The organism is Pseudomonas sp. H9, from assembly GCF_004353925.1.
GTDB lineage: Bacteria > Pseudomonadota > Gammaproteobacteria > Pseudomonadales > Pseudomonadaceae > Aquipseudomonas.
The window spans coordinates 217,150-238,696 of record NZ_SMOK01000039.1 but is presented as its reverse complement, the minus strand read 5'-3'; the positions used below and the strand labels follow the sequence as shown (position 1 = coordinate 238,696).

Genomic DNA, 21,547 nt, shown 5'->3' with positions numbered 1-21,547 from the left:
CTGACACACCATGATCGCGGGGCAAGCCCGCTTCCACAGGAACAGAGCTGTGAGCAAGTCGATTTTGCTGGTCGATGATGACCATGACATCCGCGAACTGCTGCAAACCTACCTGAGCCGCGCAGGCTTCAGTGTGCAGGCCGTCGCCGACGGTCAGGGTTTTCGCCAGGCCCTGGACAGCACGGAGTGTGATCTGGTGATTCTCGATGTGATGCTGCCCGACGAAGACGGTTTCAGCCTGTGCCGCTGGGTACGCCAACACCCGCGGTTGGCACAGGTACCGATCATCATGCTTACGGCCAGTTCCGATGAGGCCGACCGGGTGATCGGCCTGGAGCTGGGGGCCGACGATTACCTGGGCAAGCCCTTCAGCCCCCGCGAATTGCAGGCGCGTATCAAAGCCCTGTTGCGTCGTGCCAGCTTTGGTCAAGAGCGCAATGGCGGTGATGTACTGGCCTTCGATGAGTGGCGTCTGGATACCATCAGCCACCGCTTGTTTCATCGCGATGGTGAAGAAGTGATTCTGTCCGGCGCCGACTTTGCCTTGCTCAAGCTGTTTCTCGATCACCCTCAGCAGATTCTTGATCGCGACACGATCGGTAACGCAACCCGTGGGCGTGAACCCATGCCCTTGGACCGCATCGTTGACATGGCTGTCAGCCGCCTGCGTCAGCGTCTGCGCGATACGCAAAAGCCACCACGGCTGATCCGTACCGTGCGTGGCAGCGGCTACCTGTTGGCGGCCAGCGTTGCGCCCGCGCACTGAGCAACGTTGGCATCTGCCCCTACCGCGCTCGCTGTTGGGGCGCATGCTGCTGTTGACCCTGTTGGTGGTACTCCTGGCCCAGGGCCTGTCGAGCCTGATCTGGCTATCTCAATTGCGCGCCAGCCAGATGGAAGGGCTGGTTGCCAGCGCCCGTAGCCTGGCGCATTCGATGAGTGCCAGTGTCAGTTACTTTCGCTCCCTGCCGCTGGCCTACAGGCCGATGGTACTCGACCAACTGCGCAGCATGGGGGGCACGCGCTTTGTTGTATCACTCAACGACAAGCCGCTGGACATGCAGGCGTTGCCCGCAACACCGCGCAAGCAGGCGGTGATCAATGCCGTGGGCGATGTGTTGCACCAGCGTCTGGGCACGCAGATGGATATTTCCCTCGAGTTCGTCAGCCCGCAAGACCTGCGCATTTTCAACAGTGGCCTGAAGCTCGATGAGCTGCCCCGTTCCTGGGCGCACTATGCGTTGACCCTTGAGCCGCTCAATCCGCCGGTGCTGGTCACCCAGATCCGCCTCGCTGAAGGTGAATGGTTGTACATCGCTTCACTGATGCCGGAGCCCTACACCAGCCTTGAAGACGAAGGGCTGCCACGTCAGCAGGTCTGGTTCATCGGCCTCACCAGTTTTTTCCTGTTGCTGTTCATCGGTTTATTGGTGCATTGGCAGAGCCGTCCGCTCAAGCGCCTGGCTCGCGCTGCGCGAGAGATGTCTTTAGGCGCTGATGTCGAACCGGTGGTAGAAGGTGGCGGCAGTGAGGTGGTTGAAGTCGGTCGGGCGTTCAATGCCATGCGCGAACGTATCAGCCGCTACCTGACTGAGCGCAGCCAGTTGTTCAGCGCTATTTCTCACGATCTACGCACGCCGATTACGCGCTTGCGGTTGCGGGTCGAGTTGCTGGAAGACGAGCAGCAGCAGATGAAGTTCAGCCGTGATCTGGATGAGCTGGAGATGCTGGTCAAAGGTGCATTGCAATGCGTGAAAGACACCGACATCCACGAAAACATCGAATCCGTTGACCTCAACCATGCCCTCGACTGCCTGGTCGAGCCGTACCTGGCCAGTGGGCGGGTGACCGTGCAGGGCCGGGCACTGGCGCCGTACCCAGGCAAACCGCTGGCGTTGCGCCGGTGCATGGGCAACTTGATCGACAACGCCCTGAAATACGGCGAGCGCGCGCACCTGCGGGTGCTCGACAGTGAGTCGGGCTTCGTTTTGCAGGTGGACGATGAAGGGCCGGGTGTGCCCGAGCAGCGCCTGGAGCAAGTCTTCGAGCCACATTTCCGGCTGGCCGGACAGCAGCAGGGCTACGGTCTGGGCCTGGGTATTGCACGCAACATCGCCCATAGCCATGGCGGCGAACTGAGTTTACGCAACCTGCGCGAAGGTGGTTTGCGGGTGACCTTGAGCCTGCCCCGTAGCCACGACTGACAGACCTTTCCGGCGAATGTCACCACCCTGTGACATTTGCGCATCCCTTCGTTACCTCCACTGCCCAAGCGGCTGATTAGACTCCGATGCAAGCGCAAGCACCACGACTTGCACCTGCATAACAACAAGAAAAGGTTTCCCCCCATGAATGCGATCAATCGTCTCGCTGTCGTTGTTTCTCTAGCCTCCTTGTTGCCCCTGAGCGCCATTGCTGAAAATGCCAATCCCGGTACCGTTGAAGTCCTGCACTGGTGGACCTCCGGTGGCGAAGCCAAGGCCGTTGAAACCCTCAAGGCGCAGGTGCAGGAAGATGGCTTTATCTGGAAAGACAACGCCGTTGCCGGCGGTGGCGGTGCAGCCGCCATGACCGTGCTCAAGACCCGCGCCATTTCCGGCAACCCGCCAGCGGCGGCGCAGATCAAGGGCCCGGACATTCAGGAGTGGGGTGCGCTGGGTTTGCTCACCGAACTTGATTACGTGTCCAAAGCCAACCACTGGGACAGCCTGCTGCCGCAGAAAGTCGCGCAGATCATGAAGTACGACGGCCATTACGTGGCGGTACCGGTGAACATTCACCGGGTCAACTGGCTTTGGATCAACCCGCAGGTTTTCGACAAGGCCGGTGCCAAAGTGCCCACCACCCTCGACGAGCTCTTCGCGGCTGCCGACAAGCTCAAGGCCGCTGGCTTCATCCCTCTGGCCCACGGCGGCCAGCCGTGGCAGGACAGCACTGTGTTCGAGGACCTGGCCCTGAGCATCCTTGGCCCCAAGGGCTACCATGCGGCCTTCGTCGAGCTGGATGAGCAGACACTGACGGGCGCGCAGATGGTCGAGGTGTTCAAGACCCTGCAGCGCCTGGGAACCTACATGGACCCGAACCGTGCCGGACGTGACTGGAACATCGCCGCTGCCGAAGTCATCAATGGCAAGGCCGGCATGCAGATCATGGGGGATTGGGCCAAGAGCGAATGGACGGCGGCTGGCAAGGTCGCCGGTAAGGATTATCAGTGCGTCGCCTTCCCGGGCACCCAGGGCAGCTTCGCCTATAACATTGATTCGCTGGCGATGTTCAAACTCAAGGACGAGAACGACATCAAGGCCCAGAACGACCTGGCCAAGGTCGCCCTTGAGCCCGAGTTTCAGACGGTGTTCAACCAGAACAAAGGTTCGCTGCCGGTGCGCCAGGACATGGACATGAGCCAGTTCGACGCTTGCACACAGAAGTCTTCCGAGGACTTCAAAGAGGCGGCGAAAGGCGATGGCCTGCAGCCAAGCATGGCCCACAACATGGCCACCAGCCTGGCGGTCCAGGGGGCGATCTTCGACGTGGTGACCAACTTCCTCAATGACCCGAGCGCGGACCCTGCGACGGCGGTCAAACAGCTGAGTTCGGCGATCAAGGCGGCCAAGTAAGGCCTCTTCGCGGGACAAGCCCGCTCCCACCGGAACCTGTGGGAGCGGGCTTGCCCCGCGATAATCACAACACGAGACCTCCCCATGAGCACTGTTGCGCTACTCAACAAGGCCTCGCCCGTCGATGCCTTGCAACGCTGGCTGCCCAAACTGGTACTGGCGCCCAGCATGCTGATCGTCCTGGTGGGCTTTTACGGCTACATCCTCTGGACCTTCATTCTCTCATTCACCAATTCCAGCTTCATGCCCAGCTACAAGTGGGTCGGCCTGGCGCAATACATGCGCTTGATGGAAAACGACCGCTGGTGGGTGGCGAGCAAGAACCTGCTGGTATTCGGCGGCCTGTTCATCACGATCAGCCTGGTGATTGGCGTTGTGCTGGCGGTGCTGCTGGATCAGCGGATCCGCCGTGAAGGTTTCATCCGCACGGTGTATCTGTACCCGATGGCTTTGTCGATGATTGTCACCGGCACCGCCTGGAAATGGCTGCTCAATCCGGGCCTGGGGCTGGACAAGATGCTCCGTGACTGGGGCTGGGAAGGTTTTCGCCTGGACTGGCTGGTGGACCCGGACCGCGTCGTCTACTGCCTGGTGATCGCTGCGGTATGGCAGGCCTCGGGCTTTGTCATGGCGCTGTTTCTGGCGGGATTGCGCAGTGTCGATCAGTCGATCATTCGTGCTGCTCAGGTCGATGGCGCCAGCTTGCCGCGCATCTACTTGCGCATCGTGCTGCCTAGCCTGCGTCCGGTGTTCTTCAGCGCGTTGATGATCCTTGCACACATCGCCATCAAGAGCTTCGACCTGGTCGCTGCCATGACCGCAGGCGGGCCCGGCTATGCCTCGGACCTGCCAGCGATGTTCATGTACTCCTTCACCTTTAGCCGCGGGCAGATGGGCATGGGCTCGGCCAGCGCGATCCTGATGCTGGGGGCGATCCTGTCGATCCTGGTGCCTTACCTGTACTCGGAGTTGAGGAACAAGCGCCATGACTAGAGTCCTGACTTCCCGTACCTTCAGCATCAGCCGCATGACCATTTATGCCACCTTGATCCTGGCCTGTGCGCTGTACTTGATTCCGCTGATTGTGATGCTGCTGACCAGTTTCAAATCGCCGGATGACATCCGCACCGGCAATCTGCTGAGCTGGCCTGAAGTGGTGACCGGCATTGGTTGGATCAAGGCTTGGGATATTGTCGGTGGCTATTTCTGGAACTCGGTGAAAATTACCGTGCCGGCAGTGGTGATCTCGACATTGCTCGGTGCGCTCAACGGTTATGTGCTGTCGATGTGGCGCTTTCGTGGCTCGCAGTTGTTCTTCGGGCTGTTGCTGTTCGGTTGCTTCCTGCCGTTCCAGACCGTGCTGCTGCCAGCTTCCTTCACCCTCGGCAAGCTGGGCCTGGCCAGCACCACCACCGGCCTGGTGCTGGTGCACATCGTCTACGGCCTGGCTTTCACCACGCTGTTCTTCCGCAACTACTACTGCAGTGTGCCCGATGCCCTGGTGCGTGCGGCGCGGCTCGATGGGGCAGGTTTTTTCACCATTTTCCTGCGCATCCTGCTGCCGATGTCGGTGCCGATCATCATGGTCTGCCTGATCTGGCAGTTCACCCAGATCTGGAACGACTTTCTCTTCGGTGTGGTGTTTGCCAGTGGCGATGCCCAACCGATCACCGTGGCCCTGAATAACCTGGTCAACACCAGCACCGGGGTCAAGGAATACAACGTCGACATGGCGGCGGCGATGATCGCCGGGTTACCGACCCTGTTGGTCTATGTGCTGGCTGGCAAGTATTTCCTGCGCGGGCTCACTGCTGGCGCGGTCAAGGGGTGAAACAACATGGCAACGCTTGAACTGCGCAACGTCAACAAAACCTACGGCAGTGGCCTGCCGGATACCTTGAAGCATATCGATCTGTCGATTGAGTCAGGTGAGTTCCTGATTCTGGTCGGGCCTTCAGGCTGCGGTAAATCGACCTTGATGAACTGCATTGCCGGGCTTGAACAGATCAGCGGTGGGGCGATTCTGGTGGACGATGCCGACATTAGCGGCATGAGCCCCAAGGACCGCGACATCGCCATGGTGTTTCAGTCGTACGCGCTGTACCCGACCATGAACGTGCGCGACAACATCGCCTTCGGCCTGAAGATCCGCAAGCTGCCAGCGGCGGCGATTGATGAAGAAGTGGCGCGGGTGGCTAAGCTGTTACAGATCGAGCACCTGCTGACGCGCAAACCCGGACAGCTCTCCGGTGGCCAGCAGCAGCGCGTGGCCATGGGCCGGGCGTTGGCGCGGCGGCCAAAGATCTACTTGTTCGACGAACCGCTGTCGAACCTCGATGCCAAGCTGCGGGTGGAGATGCGCACCGAGATCAAACTGATGCACCAGCGCCTGAAAACCACCACGGTGTACGTTACCCACGACCAGATTGAAGCCATGACCCTGGGTGACAAGGTCGCGGTGATGAAAGACGGGCTGATCCAGCAGTTCGGTACCCCGCAGCAGATCTACAACGATCCGGCCAACTTGTTTGTTGCCAGCTTTATTGGTTCGCCCCCGATGAACTTCATTCCCCTGCGTTTGCAGCGCAAGGATGGTCGCTTGCAGGCCTTGCTCGACAGTGGTCAGGCCCGCTGTGAGCTGCCTTTGGGGTTCAGCGATGCCGGGCTTGAGGAGCGTGAAGTGATCCTCGGTATCCGCCCCGAACAGATTGCCCTGGCGCCGACACAGGCTAACGGTTTGCCGAGTATTCGCGCCGAGGTGCAGATCACCGAGCCAACCGGCCCCGACCTGTTGGTGTTCGTCACCCTCAACCAGACCAAGGTGTGCTGTCGCTTGGCGCCGGATGTCGTGGTGCAGGTCGGCGACACCCTCAATCTGCAGTTTGATCCGGCACGGGTGCTGCTGTTCGATGCTGCCAGCGGTGAGCGCCTGGGCGTGAGCGTTGCGCAGCGCGCCGGCCAGGACAAAGTGGCGCAATTCAAAGGTCGTTGAATCGGTTGTTACGTCGTACAAGCCCATCAAGAACAATAAAATGAGGACATACGAGATGGATCAGTTGAAACGCATCAAGCCGCTACTGCCATTGAGCCTGTTGACGGCGCTGGGCGTCAGTTGCGGGGCGCACGCAGCCGGTGCTTTTGCCCCGGAATCGAAATGGATGAGCGGCGATTGGGGCGGTACCCGTACCGAGCTGCTGGAGAAGGGCTACGACTTCACCCTGGATTACGTCGGTGAGGTGGCCGGCAACCTCAATGGCGGTTACAACGACGACAAGACAGCTCGCTACAGTGACCAGTTCGCGTTGGGCGCGCACCTGGATCTGGAGAAGATCCTCGGCTGGCACGACGCTGAGTTCAAGCTGGCGATCACCGAACGCAGCGGGCGCAACCTGTCCAACGACCGCATCAGTGATCCGCGTGCCGGCCAGTTCAGCTCGGTGCAAGAAGTCTGGGGCCGCGGGCAGACTTGGCGCCTGACCCAGATGTGGATCAAGCAGAAGTACTTCGACGGTGCCCTGGATGTGAAATTCGGCCGTTTCGGTGAGGGCGAAGACTTCAACAGCTTCCCGTGCGATTTCCAGAACCTGGCATTCTGCGGCTCTCAGGTGGGTAACTGGGTCGGGGGTATCTGGTACAACTGGCCGGTCAGCCAATGGGCGCTGCGGGTCAAATACAACATTACCCCGGAATTTTTTGCCCAGGTTGGGGTGTATGAACAGAACCCTTCCAACCTTGAAACCGGCAATGGCTTCAAGCTCAGTGGCAGTGGCACCGAGGGCATGATTCTGCCGTTCGAACTGGTCTGGTCGCCCAAGGTCAACGCGCTGCCGGGTGAGTACCGCTTGGGCTATTACTACAGCACGGCCAAGGCCGACGATGTGTTTGATGACGTCAACGGCCAACCCCAGGCTATCACTGGCAACGACTTCAAATCGCACTCCAGCAAGCATGGTTGGTGGGTGGTGGCGCAGCAGCAGGTGACCGCCCACAACGGCGATGCCAACCGTGGCCTGAGTTTGTTCGCCAACTTCACCGTGCATGACAAAGCCACCAACGTGGTCGACAACTACCAGCAGGTGGGGCTGGTTTACAAAGGCGCCTTCGATGCTCGGCCCAAGGATGACATTGGCTTTGGTGTGGCACGCATCCACGTCAATGACGATGTGAAAGACCGCGCCGAACTGCTCAACCAGCAGAGCGGTATTGATGATTACGACAACCCCAACTTTGTGCCGATCCAGAAGACCGAGTACAACGCCGAGCTGTACTACGGTGTGCATGTCACCAACTGGCTGACCGTGCGCCCCAACCTGCAATACATCAAAAGCCCGGGTGGGGTAGACGAGGTGGATAACGCGCTGGTCGCCGGCTTGAAGATTCAGTCGTCGTTCTGAGGCAATATGTTGTAAATTTACGAGCTGTTCGCGGGGCAAGCCCGCTCCTACCCAGTGGGAGCGGGCTTGTCCCGCGATAAAGGCCCAAACTAACAACAAGAGTTCCCCGTTATGCCCGAGCACCCGCTACAACGCTTCTTCACCTCACAGAGGCCGCGACCGACCTTCGAGTGGGAGCGTTACCAGCAGCGCGATGTGCTGATCATCGACCATCCCCAATGCCAGGCCGCCTTCAGTCGCCAGGGCGCACAGTTGTTGCACTTTCAGCCGACCGGTGAGCGCCCTTGGTTGTGGTGTGCAGCACAGTGGCCGCAAGTGGGGGCCATTCGCGGTGGCGTTCCGGTGTGCTGGCCGTGGTATGGCCGTCACCCCAGCGAAGACATGTGGCCAGCGCACGGTTGGGCGCGTTTGCTTGACTGGAAATTGATCGACAGCACCGAAGATCAGGATGGCGTGACCCTGAAGTGGCGGCTGCAGTTGTGTGAATGGCAGGTCGATCTGTTGGCTAAACTGGGCAAGCGCATGGAGCTGCAGCTCAGTACCGAACACCAAGACAGCCAACCTTGTCAGTTGAGTCATGCTCTGCTGGCTTACTGGCGTATTAGTGACGTTTCAGAGATAGCGCTATCTGGGCTAGAAAACATTGAGGGTTACGACCGTTTGAACCGTCAGGCCTGTCGCCAGAAGGGCGCCTTGAAGGTCTATGGCGGTTGCCAGCGGGTGTTCCCCAATGCAGCGACCGTACAACTACACGATCCGGCTTGGCAGCGGCAGTTGAGCATCGATACCGGTGACAGTGAAGACACCATTGTCTGGCATCCGGGCAGTCGGCCGTTGATGGGGGTCAGCAGCAGTGAAACGTTGGGCTTCGTCTGTGTCGAGGCCGCCAGCGGCAGCAGTGACAGCTTGAGCCTGGCGCCGGGTGAGCAGGCACACCTGCGTTTGCAGGCGCAGTTGCTCAGTTGAGTTCGTCGTCGATCGGGTAGCGGCTGGCGTTGAGGCTTTCCTTGATCTTGCGCAGGTGCGGCTGGAAGTCCACGCCACGGCGCAAGGTCATGCCGGTGGCCAGTACGTCGAGTACGGTCAGTTGAATGATGCGCGAGGTCATCGGCATGTAAATATCGGTGTCTTCTGGCAGCGGTATATTCAGGCTCAGGCTGCAGGCTTTAGCCAGCGGCGAATCAGCGGCGGTCAGGCCCAGTACCGAGGCACCGTTCTCCCGGGCCAGGCGTGCCACTTCGACCAGCTCGCGGGTGCGGCCAGTGTAGGAGATGATGACGAACAGCTCGCCAGTGTGAGCCACCGAGGCCAGCATGCGTTGCATCAGCACGTCGGCGTGGGCCGAGACGGCGAGGTTGAAGCGGAAGAACTTGTGTTGCGCATCCAGGGCTACGGGCGCTGAAGCACCGAGGCCGAAAAAGTGGATCTGGCGGGCTTGAATCAGCATGTCGACGGCGCGGCTGATCAGTTGTGGGTCGAGTTGCTGGCAGGCGCTGTCGAGTGAGGCAATGGCGCTGCCGAAAATTTTGTGGGTGTAGGAGGCCGGGTCATCATCGGCTTCAACCGCCCGGCTGACGTAAGCGGCGCCACTGGCCAGGCTCTGAGCCAGTTGCAGTTTGAGTTCGGGATAGCCGCTGACACCGAACGAGCGGCAGAAGCGGTTGACCGTCGGCTCACTGACCTTGGCGGCCTGGGCGAGGGCGGCAATGCTGAAGCGTGTAGCTTGCTGGGGGTTGAGCAGGATGACTTCGGCGACTTTACGCTCAGCTTTGTTCAGTTCTTCGAGGCGGCCCTGGATCTGTTCCAGGAGGTTTCGCACGCGGTCCATGGGTATGTGTCCTTGGGTCGATGAGGCGGCTCGTAGGCAGTCGCCGTGAGCGTTTGACGCGGTGGCTTATCGTACTGATGGCATGGAAGGCACACCACTTGAATCTGTCCACTGAGTAAAATGTTGTGTTTTTTACTACATTATTCCTTGAAAACCGGGAATGAAAACGGTATTTCTAGCTCAACTTGATAAAAGAACCAACATCATGGCATCGATCAGCGTTGAACCTTGCACCTTTGCCCTGTTTGGCGCCCTGGGTGACCTGGCCTTGCGCAAGCTGTTTCCGGCGCTTTACCAGCTCGACCGCGCCGACCTGCTGCACGCCAGCACACGGGTGCTGGCCTTGGCCCGCGAGCCGGGAAGTGCTGACGAGCACCTGGCGGCGATTGAGGCTCACTTGCGCCAATTCGTCCCGGCCGGGGAGATCGAACCGTTGGTGTTGCAGCGTTTCCTCGCACGCTTGAGCTATGTGCATGTCGACTTTCTCAAGGTTGAGGATTATCAGGCGCTGGCCGAACAGGTCGGTGATGACAATCAACTGATTGCCTACTTCGCCACCGCTGCTGCGGTGTACGGCGGCATTTGCGAAAACCTCGACAAGGTCGGCTTGAGTGCGCGTACCCGGGTGGTGCTGGAAAAACCTATCGGCCATGACCTGGACTCGTCGCGGCGGGTCAACGATGCCGTGGCGCAGTATTTCCCGGAAGACCGCGTCTATCGCATTGACCACTACCTGGGCAAGGAAACCGTACAAAACCTCATTGCCCTGCGCTTTGCCAACAGCCTGTTCGAAACCCAGTGGAACCAGAACTCGATCTCCCATGTGGAAATTACCGTGGCGGAGAAGGTCGGGATCGAAGGGCGCTGGGGCTACTTCGACAAGGCCGGGCAGCTGCGCGACATGATTCAGAATCATTTGTTGCAGCTGCTCTGCCTGATCGCCATGGATCCACCCAGTGACCTCTCGGCAGACAGCATCCGTAACGAGAAAGTCAAAGTCCTCAAGGCTCTGGCCCCGATCACTGGCGAAAGCCTGAGCACCCATGTGGTGCGTGGTCAGTACATTGCTGGCTACAGCGATGGCAAGTCAGTGCCCGGTTATCTGGAGGAAGACAACGCCAACGCCCAGAGCGACACCGAGACCTTCGTGGCCTTGCGTGCCGATATCCGTAACTGGCGCTGGGCGGGCGTGCCGTTTTACTTGCGTACCGGCAAGCGCATGCCACAAAAGCTGTCGCAGATCGTCATTCACTTCAAGGAAACCCCGCACTACATCTTCGCCCCGGAACAACGTTTGCAAATCGGCAACAAACTGATCATCCGCTTGCAGCCAGACGAAGGCATCTCGTTGCGGGTCATGACCAAGGAGCAGGGCCTGGACAAGGGCATGCAACTGCGCAGCGGGCCGTTGCAACTGAATTTTTCCGACACCTGGCGCAGCGCGCGGATTCCTGATGCCTATGAGCGATTGCTGCTGGAGGTCATGCGTGGCAATCAGAACCTGTTTGTGCGCAAAGATGAAATTGAATACGCGTGGAAATGGTGTGATCAGTTGATCGCCGGCTGGAAGAACAGTGGCGATGCGCCCAAGCCTTATGCCGCAGGTTCCTGGGGGCCGATGAGCTCGATTGCATTGATTACCCGTGATGGGAGGTCTTGGTATGGCGATATCTGAACTTGAACTGCCGACTCATGTGACGGCGCACGACTTTCTTGGCGCTTCGGCGCTGGCCGAAGGCCTGGCCAAAGCGGTTGCCACACGCTTGAACGCAGCGATCGACGCGAAAGGCCAGGCGACCCTGGTGGTTTCTGGCGGGCGCAGCCCAGTGGCCTTTTTCCAAGCCTTGATTGAGCAGCCGCTGGACTGGTCCAAGGTGCTGGTCACCCTCGCCGATGAACGCTGGGTACCGACTGAGCACCCAGACAGCAATGCCGGTCTGTTGAAGCGTCATTTGTTGACCGGCAAAGCGGCGAAGGCGCGTTTTCTCAGCCTCTACCGTGCAGCCGCCAGCCTTGAAGCGGCTGCGCTGGAGGCCGATCTGGCTTTGGCCGAACTGCCTGCTATCGACGTATTGGTACTGGGTATGGGGGATGACGGGCATACCGCCTCGCTGTTCCCCAACAGCCCGAACCTGACCGAAGGTCTCGACCTTCAAAGCACACGACGCTGCTTACCAATGCTGGCGCCGAGTGTGCCGCATCAGCGCCTGAGCATGACCCGAGCCTTGCTGGCCACCGCCGGGCTCACCGTGTTGTCTGTGCAAGGCCCAGGCAAACTCGCTACCCTGCGCGCCGCACTGCAGGGGACTGAACTGAACGAGATGCCGATTCGTGCCTTTCTCCAAGACCCTCTGGATATTTACTGGTGCCCATGAGCCAAGGATCCACCGTTATGACCACGCATGAACTGAAACAGCCGGGAGTTTCGATGACCGACAAGATTGCCCGGATCGATCAGATCTGCACCCAGGCGCGCATTCTGCCGGTGATCACCATCGCCCGTGAAAGCGACATCCTGCCATTGGCCGACGCCCTGGCGGCCGGGGGTATCAAGACCCTGGAAGTCACCTTGCGTTCAGCGCACGGTTTGAAGGCCATCCAGGTCCTGCGTGAACAGCGCCCGGAGCTGTGCGTCGGCGCCGGTACGGTACTGGATCGCAAGACATTTTCCGCCGTTGAAACGGCTGGGGCGCAGTTTGTCGTCACGCCAGGGATCACTCAGGAGTTGCTCGAAGCGGGTGTCGACAGCGACATTCCGTTGCTTCCAGGTATCAGCACACCGTCGGAAATCATGATGGGTTACTGCCTGGGCTATCGGCGCTTCAAGTTGTTCCCTGCCGAGATCAGCGGCGGCGTGGCCGCGATCAAAGCCTTCGCCGGCCCGTTTGGCGACGTGCGCTTTTGCCCTACCGGTGGGGTCAATCTGAGCAATGTGCAAAGTTACATGGCACTGCCCAATGTGATGTGTGTGGGCGGTACCTGGATGCTTAACAGTGACTGGATCAAGAATGGCGAGTGGTCGCGGATTACCGAATGCAGTGCGCAGGCCATGGAGCTTTTGAGCTGATTTGAATTCGTTGTGTGCTACACGGCTTTACGGTGCGCTTGGTCGGCGCACCGTTTTTTTTTAGCCGCTCAGAAGTGGTCAGTTCTACGCTGACCTTGATCGATTTACCAGGTCAGGATCAGGTCGGCGTTTTTCACCACCCGATTGTTGAATGTCATGCTCAACGCATTGGCTGCTTTGTAGCCCATTTTTCGGTTGTCGACTTGTCCGTCACTGAGTCGGTCTTCTTTGATTCTCAGGTATTCGGCATGGCTGATTTGAATGCCGAAAGATTCGTGCGATCTCCACTCGCCTGTATCTGGGTCGAGGATCGAGGTGTAAGCCCATTTGCCCAGCGCATCACGGGATTCGACAATTGCATACCAGCGTTTACCCTGGGTTGAGTCGTCGTCCAGGTTGCAGGAGGTTTGTTCGTCACAGCGTTCAATTGCTGGCCTGATGCCGTCTTTGTCGACGATGTCGAGTGTCAGAGGCTGCTCAGCGAATTCCACCGTCCTTTCGAAACGACCCATCAGGTGGGTGGCGTCCGTTGCGGAGAACGCACCAACAGCGTTGGAAACCCGCATGGATAGCGCCTGCAGTTGTCGGGCGTCCTGGCCACTTAGTTTCAGCTGGCGTGCTCGGCGATCAAACGTGGCTTGCGACTGGATGACATTCTGCAGTTGCTTAGCTTCATCCAGCAATTTATAGAGTTGGTTGATCTCATTGCGTGCTGGGGTATAACCCTGCGTGTTGATTGCTTCGATGGCTTTTCTTGCTTTTTCGGTCTGCTGTGTGATCACAGAAAATTGCCAAGCTGCTTTTTCGTAAAACGGTTGCTCAAGAGTTTTTGACAACTCCAGACGGGCGTCGAAGATACTCTTTATCTCGTCAAGGTTCTGTTGGATATGCTGCAACTGGGTTTCAGCGGCCAGCCGCTTTTGCTTATCGTCCACCAAGTCTTTCTGAGACTGCTGCCTTAGCGAGAATTCTTCGCTCTTATACGCTTGTAATCCAATTAGATCCGCCAACTTTTGGTATTGGATCAAGCTGTCCGACAATTCTGGGCTAACCGGCACACCAGGATTTTTGCGGTGCCACTGCCGATAGTCACTGAGCTTCCGGCCGAGGCTGGAGAAAGTCTCGATAGCATCTTCTGCCTTCATTCTGTCGTTTACATGCATACTGCAGCGTGATATCAGCAGCACATTTGAGATGATTACCGATGCAACGAACACATCCTTGGTCTTAGTCATCCAGTGCTTAGACCACCAGCTGGTAGTGCGCTGTTTGGCTTGTGCTGGAGAGGTGCGCTCGGGCTTGTCGCGCCTTAGTAACCAGCGGCACAGCAATCTGTCGGACCAACTCAGGGCTGGTTGCTCGAAAACCAGTCGTTGAGAGAAAAATTCGCGCACGCCCTGGTCGATCAACTCGTCATCGAAGGCGATGTCATGGCTTTGATAGTAGTTGCGGATACTCGCAGCGATTTCGGCGCGGCGTTTGGGTAGGTCCAGGTGTTCCTGAACTTCCATTTGCTGGCGGCGCAATTCATCGACGACGGCCAGGGCGCCTACTTTCTCGGACAGAGGTACCTTTCTCATGATGTGGCGCGCTCGTTGGCCAGGGCCTGATTGCGTGCTTGCATCGCCAGCAGCATCAGTTCGTTCTGGCGATTGGCCCTGTAATTGACGCGCTTGGCCAGCATGTCATCAAGCCAGCGTTGGAAAAGGCTGTAGTGATACTCATCGGTGCCATAGCCACGATTACGCAGGAATACATAAGCCTGGTTTTCGTTGTATGCACGGAGTTTTTCCTGGCACTCCTTTTGGATATCGTCGTAGTCCCGGTGGGGGCTATGCATGCTGGTCATCCAGTGTCCTTTTCTGATGTGCGTTGCTTGAGTTACACGCTTAATAAAAGTGCCCGAGGCGTCAGTTACATCGCTTCGCGGGGCAAGCCCGCTCCCACCGGTAGGAGCGGGCTTGCCCCGCGATTGGTTTCTCAAAAGCTATGAGTAATGTTCAGTCCCGGCGAGTCCTCATCGATCAGGGGCTCGTCGAGCGTCCGCTCATCGAACGCCAGGTCCATGGTGTAAGCCGGTTTGTAACCGATGTCGCGTTGGTCTATGCGACCGTTGTCGTGTTTGTCTTTCAGCGCCTGGAGATACGCTTCGTGGGTCACCTGTACCGCGATAGAGGTGTGAACCCGCATTTCCTGAACATCTTCACGCCAGTAGGGGATGTGACCGACATTGCCTTTGCCATCGACCGCCTGGACCATCAGGTACCATTTGCGCCCGGCCGTTTTTGAGGCCTTGCACAGTGCACGGTCTGCGCAATGTTCAAAACCGGTCTGCTGGCCCGGCTGGTCGACCAGCTCTAACAGGTATTCATTTCCCAGGAAGTCCATTTGGCGTTCCATTTCCACGAGTACATCCTCCACGTACCCAGGATCACCTTTCTCGATGATGGTCTTAACGCGTAGCGCATAGGAATCCATCAGCGCCTGCAGGCCTGTCGGGAGCGGCATGCTCGCCAAGCGCTTGAGCTGCGCCTTGTAGCGTTGCATGTTGGCGCTTTCAGTTGATGTGCCAGCAACCTTTGGCGCTTGCACGGACTGGGGCTTGGCTGGTGCCTGGGCAGCGCTTGGGCTGTCGGCAACCAATGTCCAGCTCTTGATGGCGATAACCAGAGCCAGAATCAATATCCAGATCAAACCGTGCTTGAACTGCGTCTGACGCATGAACAGCCACGCGATCAGCCGTTCTGTTTTCGACAGCGTAGGGGCCTCGAACATCAGGCGGCGGTCGAAGAACTCGCGTACGCCTTGTTCCACCAGGGCATCGTCACACTCGATGCCCTGCTGCTGGTAATACGCTCTGATCCGCTCGGCGACTTCCGTGCGGCGCCGGTGCAGGTCCAGGTGCTCGCGCATTTGTCGTTGCTGATGGCGAAGCTGGTCGACGAGGGCCATGGCCCCCATCTGTTCGGAGAGTGATCCCCGCTTCATTGCCCGGCCTTGGCCAGCAAGTCGGCAAAGGAACGCTTGGCGTCTTCGACGCAGGCGGCGATTTCCCGGGCGGCGTTGGTCGACTCGGCACGGTAGGTGTCGGTCAGGCCTTTCATGTCGTTCTGGAACGTCAGCATGGCCTGAGCCAGTGAGCGCACTGCGTCAACGCGCAAGGTTGAGCCGTAGCTGGCTTTGACGGCAGCGCCCAGTTGCTGGTTGCCAAGCCCGCCCAGGGCTTCCAGGCCTTTGCTGATACCTTCGGTGGTGGCGTTGAGGGTCTGGGTCGCCTCGGCCATGCCGCTGTTGGCGGTGAACGACACGGCCAGGCTGGTGAGTACCACCTCGTTGGTGGAGAAGAACGAGACCATACGCTGGTACTGGCGCTCTTTGATCACATGCACCTGGCTGATACGGGCAAACACCATTTCGGCGGTGTTGTAGCCCACGCGCAGGTCATCAGCGATGTCTTTGATGATCTGATAGCGCTTGTCTTCATTCTGCAAGGCACGCACGGCTTCATCACGGCTCAGTTCCAGGGCAGCACGGCGAGCCGGCTCTTGGCCTTCGGCGGCCGCCACTGCATTGTTGGCGGCATCCAGCTGACGGGTGCGCTCGGCCAGTACCTTGCCAGCCAGAGCCAGGACTTCCTGGGCATCGACTTCTGCGGTTTTCATCGCCAGGCGGAAGTCCATGTAGGACTCAAGGATCACGTTCTCGCGGGAGATCTGGTCGTTGGCCGATTTGCACACTTGCAGGTAATGCTCGCGGATATCGTTGAAGCGGCTGGGGATAGAACCACGACGTACGTTCATCCACGCCAGCTTGAGCCGCTCAACGGTGTCCAGGCGCCCGTCGTCCATCCAGCCGGCCATGTCTGCGGCATCTTCACGCACCGAGGTGAAGCTGTCGGTGATGTCCATGAAGCGGGTGGAGATGTCCATGCCCTCGATTTGCTCGCGCACCATCGTGTTGAACGCGGTCGATTGTTGCAACACGGTAGCGATCGACGTGACCCGTGTGTTGTCGTAGTCGGCAACACGGTCCAGCAGGGCAAGCACCGGCGCATCCTGGGCGGGTTGCAGGAAATTGATGCCGATGCTGCGCAGGTTGCTGAGGGCCTTTTCCAGGTATTGGCTCATGGGGTGTCCTTACGATGTGGCGCAGCCGGTGGCTGACGAATGCAGGTAGGGGGTTGTTTCGTCGTCGGGCAGGAACTGGGCATCGAGCAGGCCCAGCAGGTAATCAAGGGTGATATCGCGTTTCATGTAACTGCTCAGCAGCTGAGCGACGTCCAGCGAGGCGTTGAAGTATTCACCGCTGTCGTAGTTGTAGCCGCAGACGCACTCCTGGTGACACGAACAGTTGCAGTCCTGAACGTTGCAACTTTCATCTGAACAGCCGTGCAAATGAGGCGTGCAGTGGCACTCGCAGTCGCAGTCTTCGTCGCACTCTACGTCACCGAACAGGTAGTGCCGCAGTTCGATCTCAAGGTCTTTGGCCAGTGCGAAGGCATCATCGGCGGCGAGTTGCTGCTCGTAGCAGTTGTCCAGTTCCTGAAGGATGTTTTGGTGCTCAGTGCACAAGGCTTGCAAGCGTGCACCTGCTTGTGGGTTTGAGGCCAGCACCGGAGTCAGCTCTTCCAGCACGTCCTTCATGCTTTTGCCACCGGTCTGCTCGCTGATCAATTGCAACCCTGCCTGAAAGTCTGGGTCTTCATTGGTGATCAGCGGCAAGCGCTCAGCCTGCAGTTCTTTGGCACGCTGTTTGGCGGCGAATAGCTGGCGAGTGAGCAGCTTCTGCTTGATGTTGAGCGCTTCTTTGCCCGCGGTGCGCTGTGCTTCGTCTTGCAGGTCGTACATGCTCTGCTGCAATGCTTCCAGATTGGCTTGCCGTTCGCTTCGCAGTGTTTCGTTGTAGTGCTGCATTTCCCACAACGTCCGCTCGTTTTCCAGGTTGCTGCGAAAGTTGACCCGCTTGGCCAGCCAGTCGTCGAGTACGCGTGCTACACGGCCGCCTCTGTACTCGGCCATGCCGTAGTGACGATGTCGCAAAAAGGTGTAGATCGGGTGCACCTGGTACTGTGGAAGCTTGGCGGTGCATTCGGCGAGCACTTCGGCGTAATCCGCTTCAGCTTGTTGCTCGGCGGCCAGCGCATGCTGAAGGTGTTGCGACGCGCGCTGGTACTCAGGTGAGCGCTCCAGCCTGGCCTGTGCCTGGCGGTCGATTTCATCGCGCTGTGTGCGCACTTCCCTGGAGCTGCGTAGCGCCTGGGCGATATCCCGTTCCTGTTCGGCCAACAGCTTGCGCAGGCGTTCATGCTCGGCACGGCTGGCGTTCATTCGTTGGGCCATCGTTGCCTGAGCACCGGATACGGGGCGGAAGGTGTGAGCAACGATCGGGCTGAGGTAGTCGATGAGTTCCTGCTGTATGCGCAGGTAGCGTTCCACGAGGGGCAACCGGGCATGATCGGCCTCGTTCATGCGTAGCTCATAGCTACGGGAATGATCTTCGACGATAGCCATCAAGGTGCTGGAAGCCATGCCCTTCATGGCTTGACCTTGGAGCAGGGCTGCGCGTGGTTCATCTGCGTCCTTACAGGTGTGGGTATGTCTACAAATGTGGAACTGAGCCGCAGTATAACGACGCCTAAGATCAAAGTGATGGCGTTTTAAAATTGCGCTAAAAAAAAGCCCGCCTGAAATAGGCGGGCTCTTGTGCAACGGGCTTAGCGTCAGGCGGCTTTACTTGCAGCCTGTTGCGTCAGCGAGCGGTTCAGGGCGCTGAACAGTGCCTTGAAGCTGGCGGTGGTGATGTTCTCATCGATACCTACGCCGTGCACCGGACGGCCACCGGCAACGCGCAATTCAATGTACGCAGCAGCTTTGGCGTTGGTGCCGGCACCGATGGCGTGCTCGTTGTAGTCCATGATTTCCACGGCCACTGGCAAGCCTGCGACCAGCGCTTCCAGGGCGCCGTTGCCTTTGCCGTGCCAGTGCAGGGTGGTTTCACCTTCACTGGACACTTCAACTTCAACCTTGCTGTTGCCGTTCTCTTCCTGCAAGCGGTGGCTGACCAGAGCGTATGGCGAGTTGGCTTGCAAGTATTCGCGGTGCAGCAAGCTGTAGATCTGCTGGGCAGTCATTTCCAGGCCGAGGCGGTCGGTTTCACCCTGAACCACTTGGCTGAACTCGATCTGCATGCGGCGTGGCAAGCTGATGCCGTATTCCTGTTCGAGCAGGTAAGTGATACCGCCTTTGCCCGACTGGCTGTTGACGCGGATGACCGCCTCGTAGCTGCGGCCGATGTCGGCCGGGTCGATCGGCAGGTACGGTACTTCCCACTTGGCATCGTCTTTCTGCTGGCTGAAGCCTTTGCGGATGGCATCCTGGTGCGAGCCGGAGAAAGCGGTGTGGACCAGGTCGCCAACATACGGGTGACGTGGGTGCACCGGAATCTGGTTGCACTCCTCAACTACCTTGCGCACGCCATCGATGTCGGAGAAGTCCAGTTGTGGGTCCAGGCCTTGGGTGTAGAGGTTCAAGGCCAAGGTCACCAGGTCGACGTTACCGGTACGCTCACCGTTACCGAACAGGCAGCCTTCAACGCGATCGGCACCGGCCATCAAGCCCAGCTCAGTAGCGGCGACACCAGTGCCACGGTCGTTGTGGGTGTGCAGGCTGATGATCACGCTGTCACGACGGTTGACGTTACGGCCAAACCACTCGATCTGGTCGGCGTAGATGTTCGGCGTCGAGACTTCAACGGTGGCCGGCAGGTTGAGGATGATCTTGTGCTCAGGCGTCGGGTTCCACACCTCGATCACGGCGTCACAGACTTCCTTGGCAAATTCCAGTTCGGTGGCGCTGAAGGTTTCAGGCGAGTACTGGAACGTCCACTGGGTTTCTGGTTGCTGGGCGGCATATTTGACGAACAGCTTGGCAGCGTTCACCGCGATGTCTTTCACGCCTTGCTTGTCTTGGTTAAAAACGATGCGGCGGAACGACGGGCTGGTGGCGTTGTACAGGTGGACGATGGCTTTTTTCGCACCGCGCAACGATTCGAAGGTGCGAGCGATCAGGTCTTCACGGGCCTGGGTCAGCACCTGAATGGTGGTGTCATCCGGAATATGGCCATCTTCGATCAGGGTACGAACGAAGTCGAAATCGGTTTGCGAAGCCGAAGGGAAGGAGGCCTCGATCTCTTTCACGCCGACACTGACCAGGGTCTTCCAGAAGCGCAGCTTCTTCGCCGCATCCATTGGCTCGATCAACGACTGGTTGCCATCACGCAGGTCGGAGCTGCACCAGATTGGCGTCTGGGTGATGGTCTTCGATGGCCAGGTACGGTCAGGCAAGTTGACGGTAGGGAAGGCGCTGTATTTTTTCGAAGGGTCTTTGAGCATGGTCATGAAAAGCAATCCTTTAGTGTGCGGCCTGATGAAGGTGGCCTGCCGAACGAAAACGAGATGAAAAGGCGAGGCGACGCGATTCAGCTTGGTAGTCGTGCACTGACCAGGCAGAGGCTGCGATGTTGGCGAAGCAGAATGAGGGTCTGAAAGGTTTTCATGCCTTCAACCCTACCCAGTGGGGTTAAAGATGGCAAGCGTTGAGAAAAAATTGATAGGAATGCTTAAAAAAACCAATAAGTCGAAATTTAATAGCGGCTAATTGGTGGTAGCTCATATTTTATTGCGGTGAGCGGCGAGCTTGAGAAATCCGCTGTCAGTGCGCCGGTGGGAGCGGGCTTGCCCCGCGATTGCGGACTGTCTGTTACATCGCATCGCGGGGCAAGCCCGCTCCCACAGCAAGCCCGCTCCTACTGGTTTCGATCAGGGCTGGAAGGCACCGATGAAAATAGCTGGGTCTACCCGTGCATCGTTGAGGCTGACATTCCAGTGCATGTGTGGGCCGGTGGCACGCCCGGTTGCGCCGACCCGTCCGACGATGGCTCCTCGACTCAGCTGCTGGCCAGGCTTCACGTCGATTTTCGACATGTGGCAGAACATGCTGATAAAGCCCTGGCCGTGATCGACGAACACGGTCTTGCCATTGAAGAAGTAATTGCCCACCAGAATCACTTTGCCATTGGCCGGGGTCTTGATCGGGGTACCGGCGGGCACGGCGAAATCCAGGCCGGCGTGCGGGTTGCGCTCTTCGCCATTGAAGAAGCGGCGTACGCCGAACTTGCTCGACAGTGGGCCATTGACCGGTTTGTCGAGCAGCAGGTTGCTGGGCAAGGTCGGGCTGAAGCTGCGGTAGGCCTTGAGCTGTTCGGCCAGCTCGGCGTCGATGCGCTTGAGGTCGGCCGGGTCAGGGTTGACCTGACGCTTGTTCTTCAGGGTGATGCGCTGCTCCGGGTACTTCTTGCTGCCCACAGTAAAGTTCAGCGTACGCGTACCTTGGGTGAGCTGTGCCGGGCCAGTTTTTTGTGTCAGCGGCAGGCCAACAATAGCCAGCCAGTTGTCCTGCTCTTTGACCACCAGTACCGGTTTGCCATCAAAGCGAGCGCTGGGTGCCTGGGCGGCTGGGCCCAGGTTGATGACTGCCACGCCACCGGGGACCGGTTTGTTCAGTTGACGGGTGATGTAGCTGGCCTGGGCGCTGCTGGCGAACATAAGGCACAGCAGCATCAGCGGGGCAAACAGACGAGGCAT

At 58.7% G+C, this 21,547-nt stretch carries 19 protein-coding genes; 11 read left to right on the top strand and 8 right to left on the bottom strand.

Annotation, left to right across the window (positions count from 1 at the left end; genetic code table 11):
* The first annotated feature begins 10 nt into the window (after positions 1 to 10).
* The 8 genes from E1573_RS23965 (at position 11) to E1573_RS23930 (ending at position 8,977) form a co-directional block, all read left to right on the top strand.
* A complete protein-coding gene (locus tag E1573_RS23965; protein ID WP_133217019.1) occupies positions 11 to 766 on the top strand; it encodes a response regulator in 756 nt (251 codons plus the stop codon).
* A 43-nt stretch (positions 767 to 809) separates the two neighbouring features.
* Positions 810 to 2,204: an ATP-binding protein gene (locus tag E1573_RS23960; RefSeq protein WP_133217078.1), complete on the top strand. Its 1,395-nt coding sequence runs from the start codon at positions 810 to 812 to the stop codon at positions 2,202 to 2,204.
* 144 nt (positions 2,205 to 2,348) lie between these two features.
* The gene (locus E1573_RS23955; RefSeq protein WP_133217018.1) at positions 2,349 to 3,617 is read left to right on the top strand and encodes an ABC transporter substrate-binding protein; all 1,269 of its coding nucleotides are present in this window, start codon (positions 2,349 to 2,351) and stop codon (positions 3,615 to 3,617) included.
* Positions 3,618 to 3,701: 84 nt separating this feature from the next.
* Entirely contained in the window at positions 3,702 to 4,610 is a 909-nt protein-coding gene (locus E1573_RS23950) for a carbohydrate ABC transporter permease (RefSeq protein ID WP_133217017.1), read from the top strand.
* Positions 4,603 to 5,448 (top strand): carbohydrate ABC transporter permease, encoded by an 846-nt coding sequence (locus E1573_RS23945; protein ID WP_133217016.1) that lies wholly within the window; start codon positions 4,603 to 4,605, stop codon positions 5,446 to 5,448. The genes E1573_RS23950 and E1573_RS23945 overlap by 8 nt, the downstream gene beginning before the upstream one ends.
* Positions 5,449 to 5,454: 6 nt before the next feature.
* Positions 5,455 to 6,609: an ABC transporter ATP-binding protein gene (locus E1573_RS23940; protein WP_133217015.1), complete on the top strand. Its 1,155-nt coding sequence runs from the start codon at positions 5,455 to 5,457 to the stop codon at positions 6,607 to 6,609.
* A gap of 55 nt (positions 6,610 to 6,664) precedes the next feature.
* Positions 6,665 to 8,011, top strand: coding sequence for a carbohydrate porin (locus tag E1573_RS23935; protein WP_133217014.1), 1,347 nt, complete (start codon positions 6,665 to 6,667; stop codon positions 8,009 to 8,011).
* Between the two features lie 111 nt (positions 8,012 to 8,122).
* Entirely contained in the window at positions 8,123 to 8,977 is an 855-nt protein-coding gene (locus E1573_RS23930) for a D-hexose-6-phosphate mutarotase (protein WP_133217013.1), read from the top strand.
* On the opposite strand, the gene hexR is transcribed toward E1573_RS23930, so the two are convergent.
* A complete protein-coding gene (gene hexR / locus E1573_RS23925) occupies positions 8,970 to 9,830 on the bottom strand; it encodes a DNA-binding transcriptional regulator HexR (RefSeq protein ID WP_177494600.1) in 861 nt (286 codons plus the stop codon). The genes E1573_RS23930 and hexR overlap by 8 nt on opposite strands.
* Before the next feature lie 214 nt (positions 9,831 to 10,044).
* On the opposite strand from hexR, the gene zwf reads away from it, so the two are divergent.
* From zwf to E1573_RS23910, 3 genes are read left to right on the top strand one after another with little or no spacing between them, the layout of a single operon-like run.
* Complete coding sequence (zwf, locus tag E1573_RS23920; protein WP_133217011.1) at positions 10,045 to 11,514, top strand: glucose-6-phosphate dehydrogenase; 1,470 nt, start codon at positions 10,045 to 10,047, stop codon at positions 11,512 to 11,514.
* Entirely contained in the window at positions 11,501 to 12,214 is a 714-nt protein-coding gene (gene pgl / locus E1573_RS23915) for a 6-phosphogluconolactonase (RefSeq protein ID WP_133217010.1), read from the top strand. The genes zwf and pgl overlap by 14 nt, the downstream gene beginning before the upstream one ends.
* A gap of 17 nt (positions 12,215 to 12,231) precedes the next feature.
* Entirely contained in the window at positions 12,232 to 12,906 is a 675-nt protein-coding gene (locus tag E1573_RS23910) for a bifunctional 4-hydroxy-2-oxoglutarate aldolase/2-dehydro-3-deoxy-phosphogluconate aldolase (RefSeq protein ID WP_133217009.1), read from the top strand.
* A gap of 104 nt (positions 12,907 to 13,010) precedes the next feature.
* Here the strand turns inward: E1573_RS23910 and E1573_RS23905 are convergent, their stop codons facing one another.
* From E1573_RS23905 to E1573_RS23875, 7 genes are all read right to left on the bottom strand, one after another.
* Complete coding sequence (locus tag E1573_RS23905; RefSeq protein ID WP_133217008.1) at positions 13,011 to 14,486, bottom strand: DUF6384 family protein; 1,476 nt, start codon at positions 14,484 to 14,486, stop codon at positions 13,011 to 13,013.
* Positions 14,483 to 14,746 (bottom strand): hypothetical protein, encoded by a 264-nt coding sequence (locus E1573_RS23900; protein WP_133217007.1) that lies wholly within the window; start codon positions 14,744 to 14,746, stop codon positions 14,483 to 14,485. Before E1573_RS23900 ends, E1573_RS23905 begins: the two co-directional genes overlap by 4 nt.
* A 140-nt stretch (positions 14,747 to 14,886) precedes the next feature.
* Positions 14,887 to 15,894 (bottom strand): DUF6384 family protein, encoded by a 1,008-nt coding sequence (locus E1573_RS23895; RefSeq protein ID WP_256659609.1) that lies wholly within the window; start codon positions 15,892 to 15,894, stop codon positions 14,887 to 14,889.
* Positions 15,891 to 17,033 (bottom strand): merozoite surface protein 3b, encoded by a 1,143-nt coding sequence (locus E1573_RS23890; RefSeq protein WP_133217005.1) that lies wholly within the window; start codon positions 17,031 to 17,033, stop codon positions 15,891 to 15,893. The genes E1573_RS23895 and E1573_RS23890 overlap by 4 nt, the downstream gene beginning before the upstream one ends.
* A 9-nt stretch (positions 17,034 to 17,042) precedes the next feature.
* Entirely contained in the window at positions 17,043 to 18,443 is a 1,401-nt protein-coding gene (locus E1573_RS23885) for a hypothetical protein (RefSeq protein WP_133217004.1), read from the bottom strand.
* Between the two features lie 182 nt (positions 18,444 to 18,625).
* Positions 18,626 to 20,302, bottom strand: a complete 1,677-nt coding sequence (leuA, locus tag E1573_RS23880) for a 2-isopropylmalate synthase (RefSeq protein ID WP_133217003.1) — start codon at positions 20,300 to 20,302, stop codon at positions 18,626 to 18,628.
* A 420-nt stretch (positions 20,303 to 20,722) separates the two neighbouring features.
* Entirely contained in the window at positions 20,723 to 21,547 is an 825-nt protein-coding gene (locus E1573_RS23875; RefSeq protein ID WP_133217002.1) for a M23 family metallopeptidase, read from the bottom strand.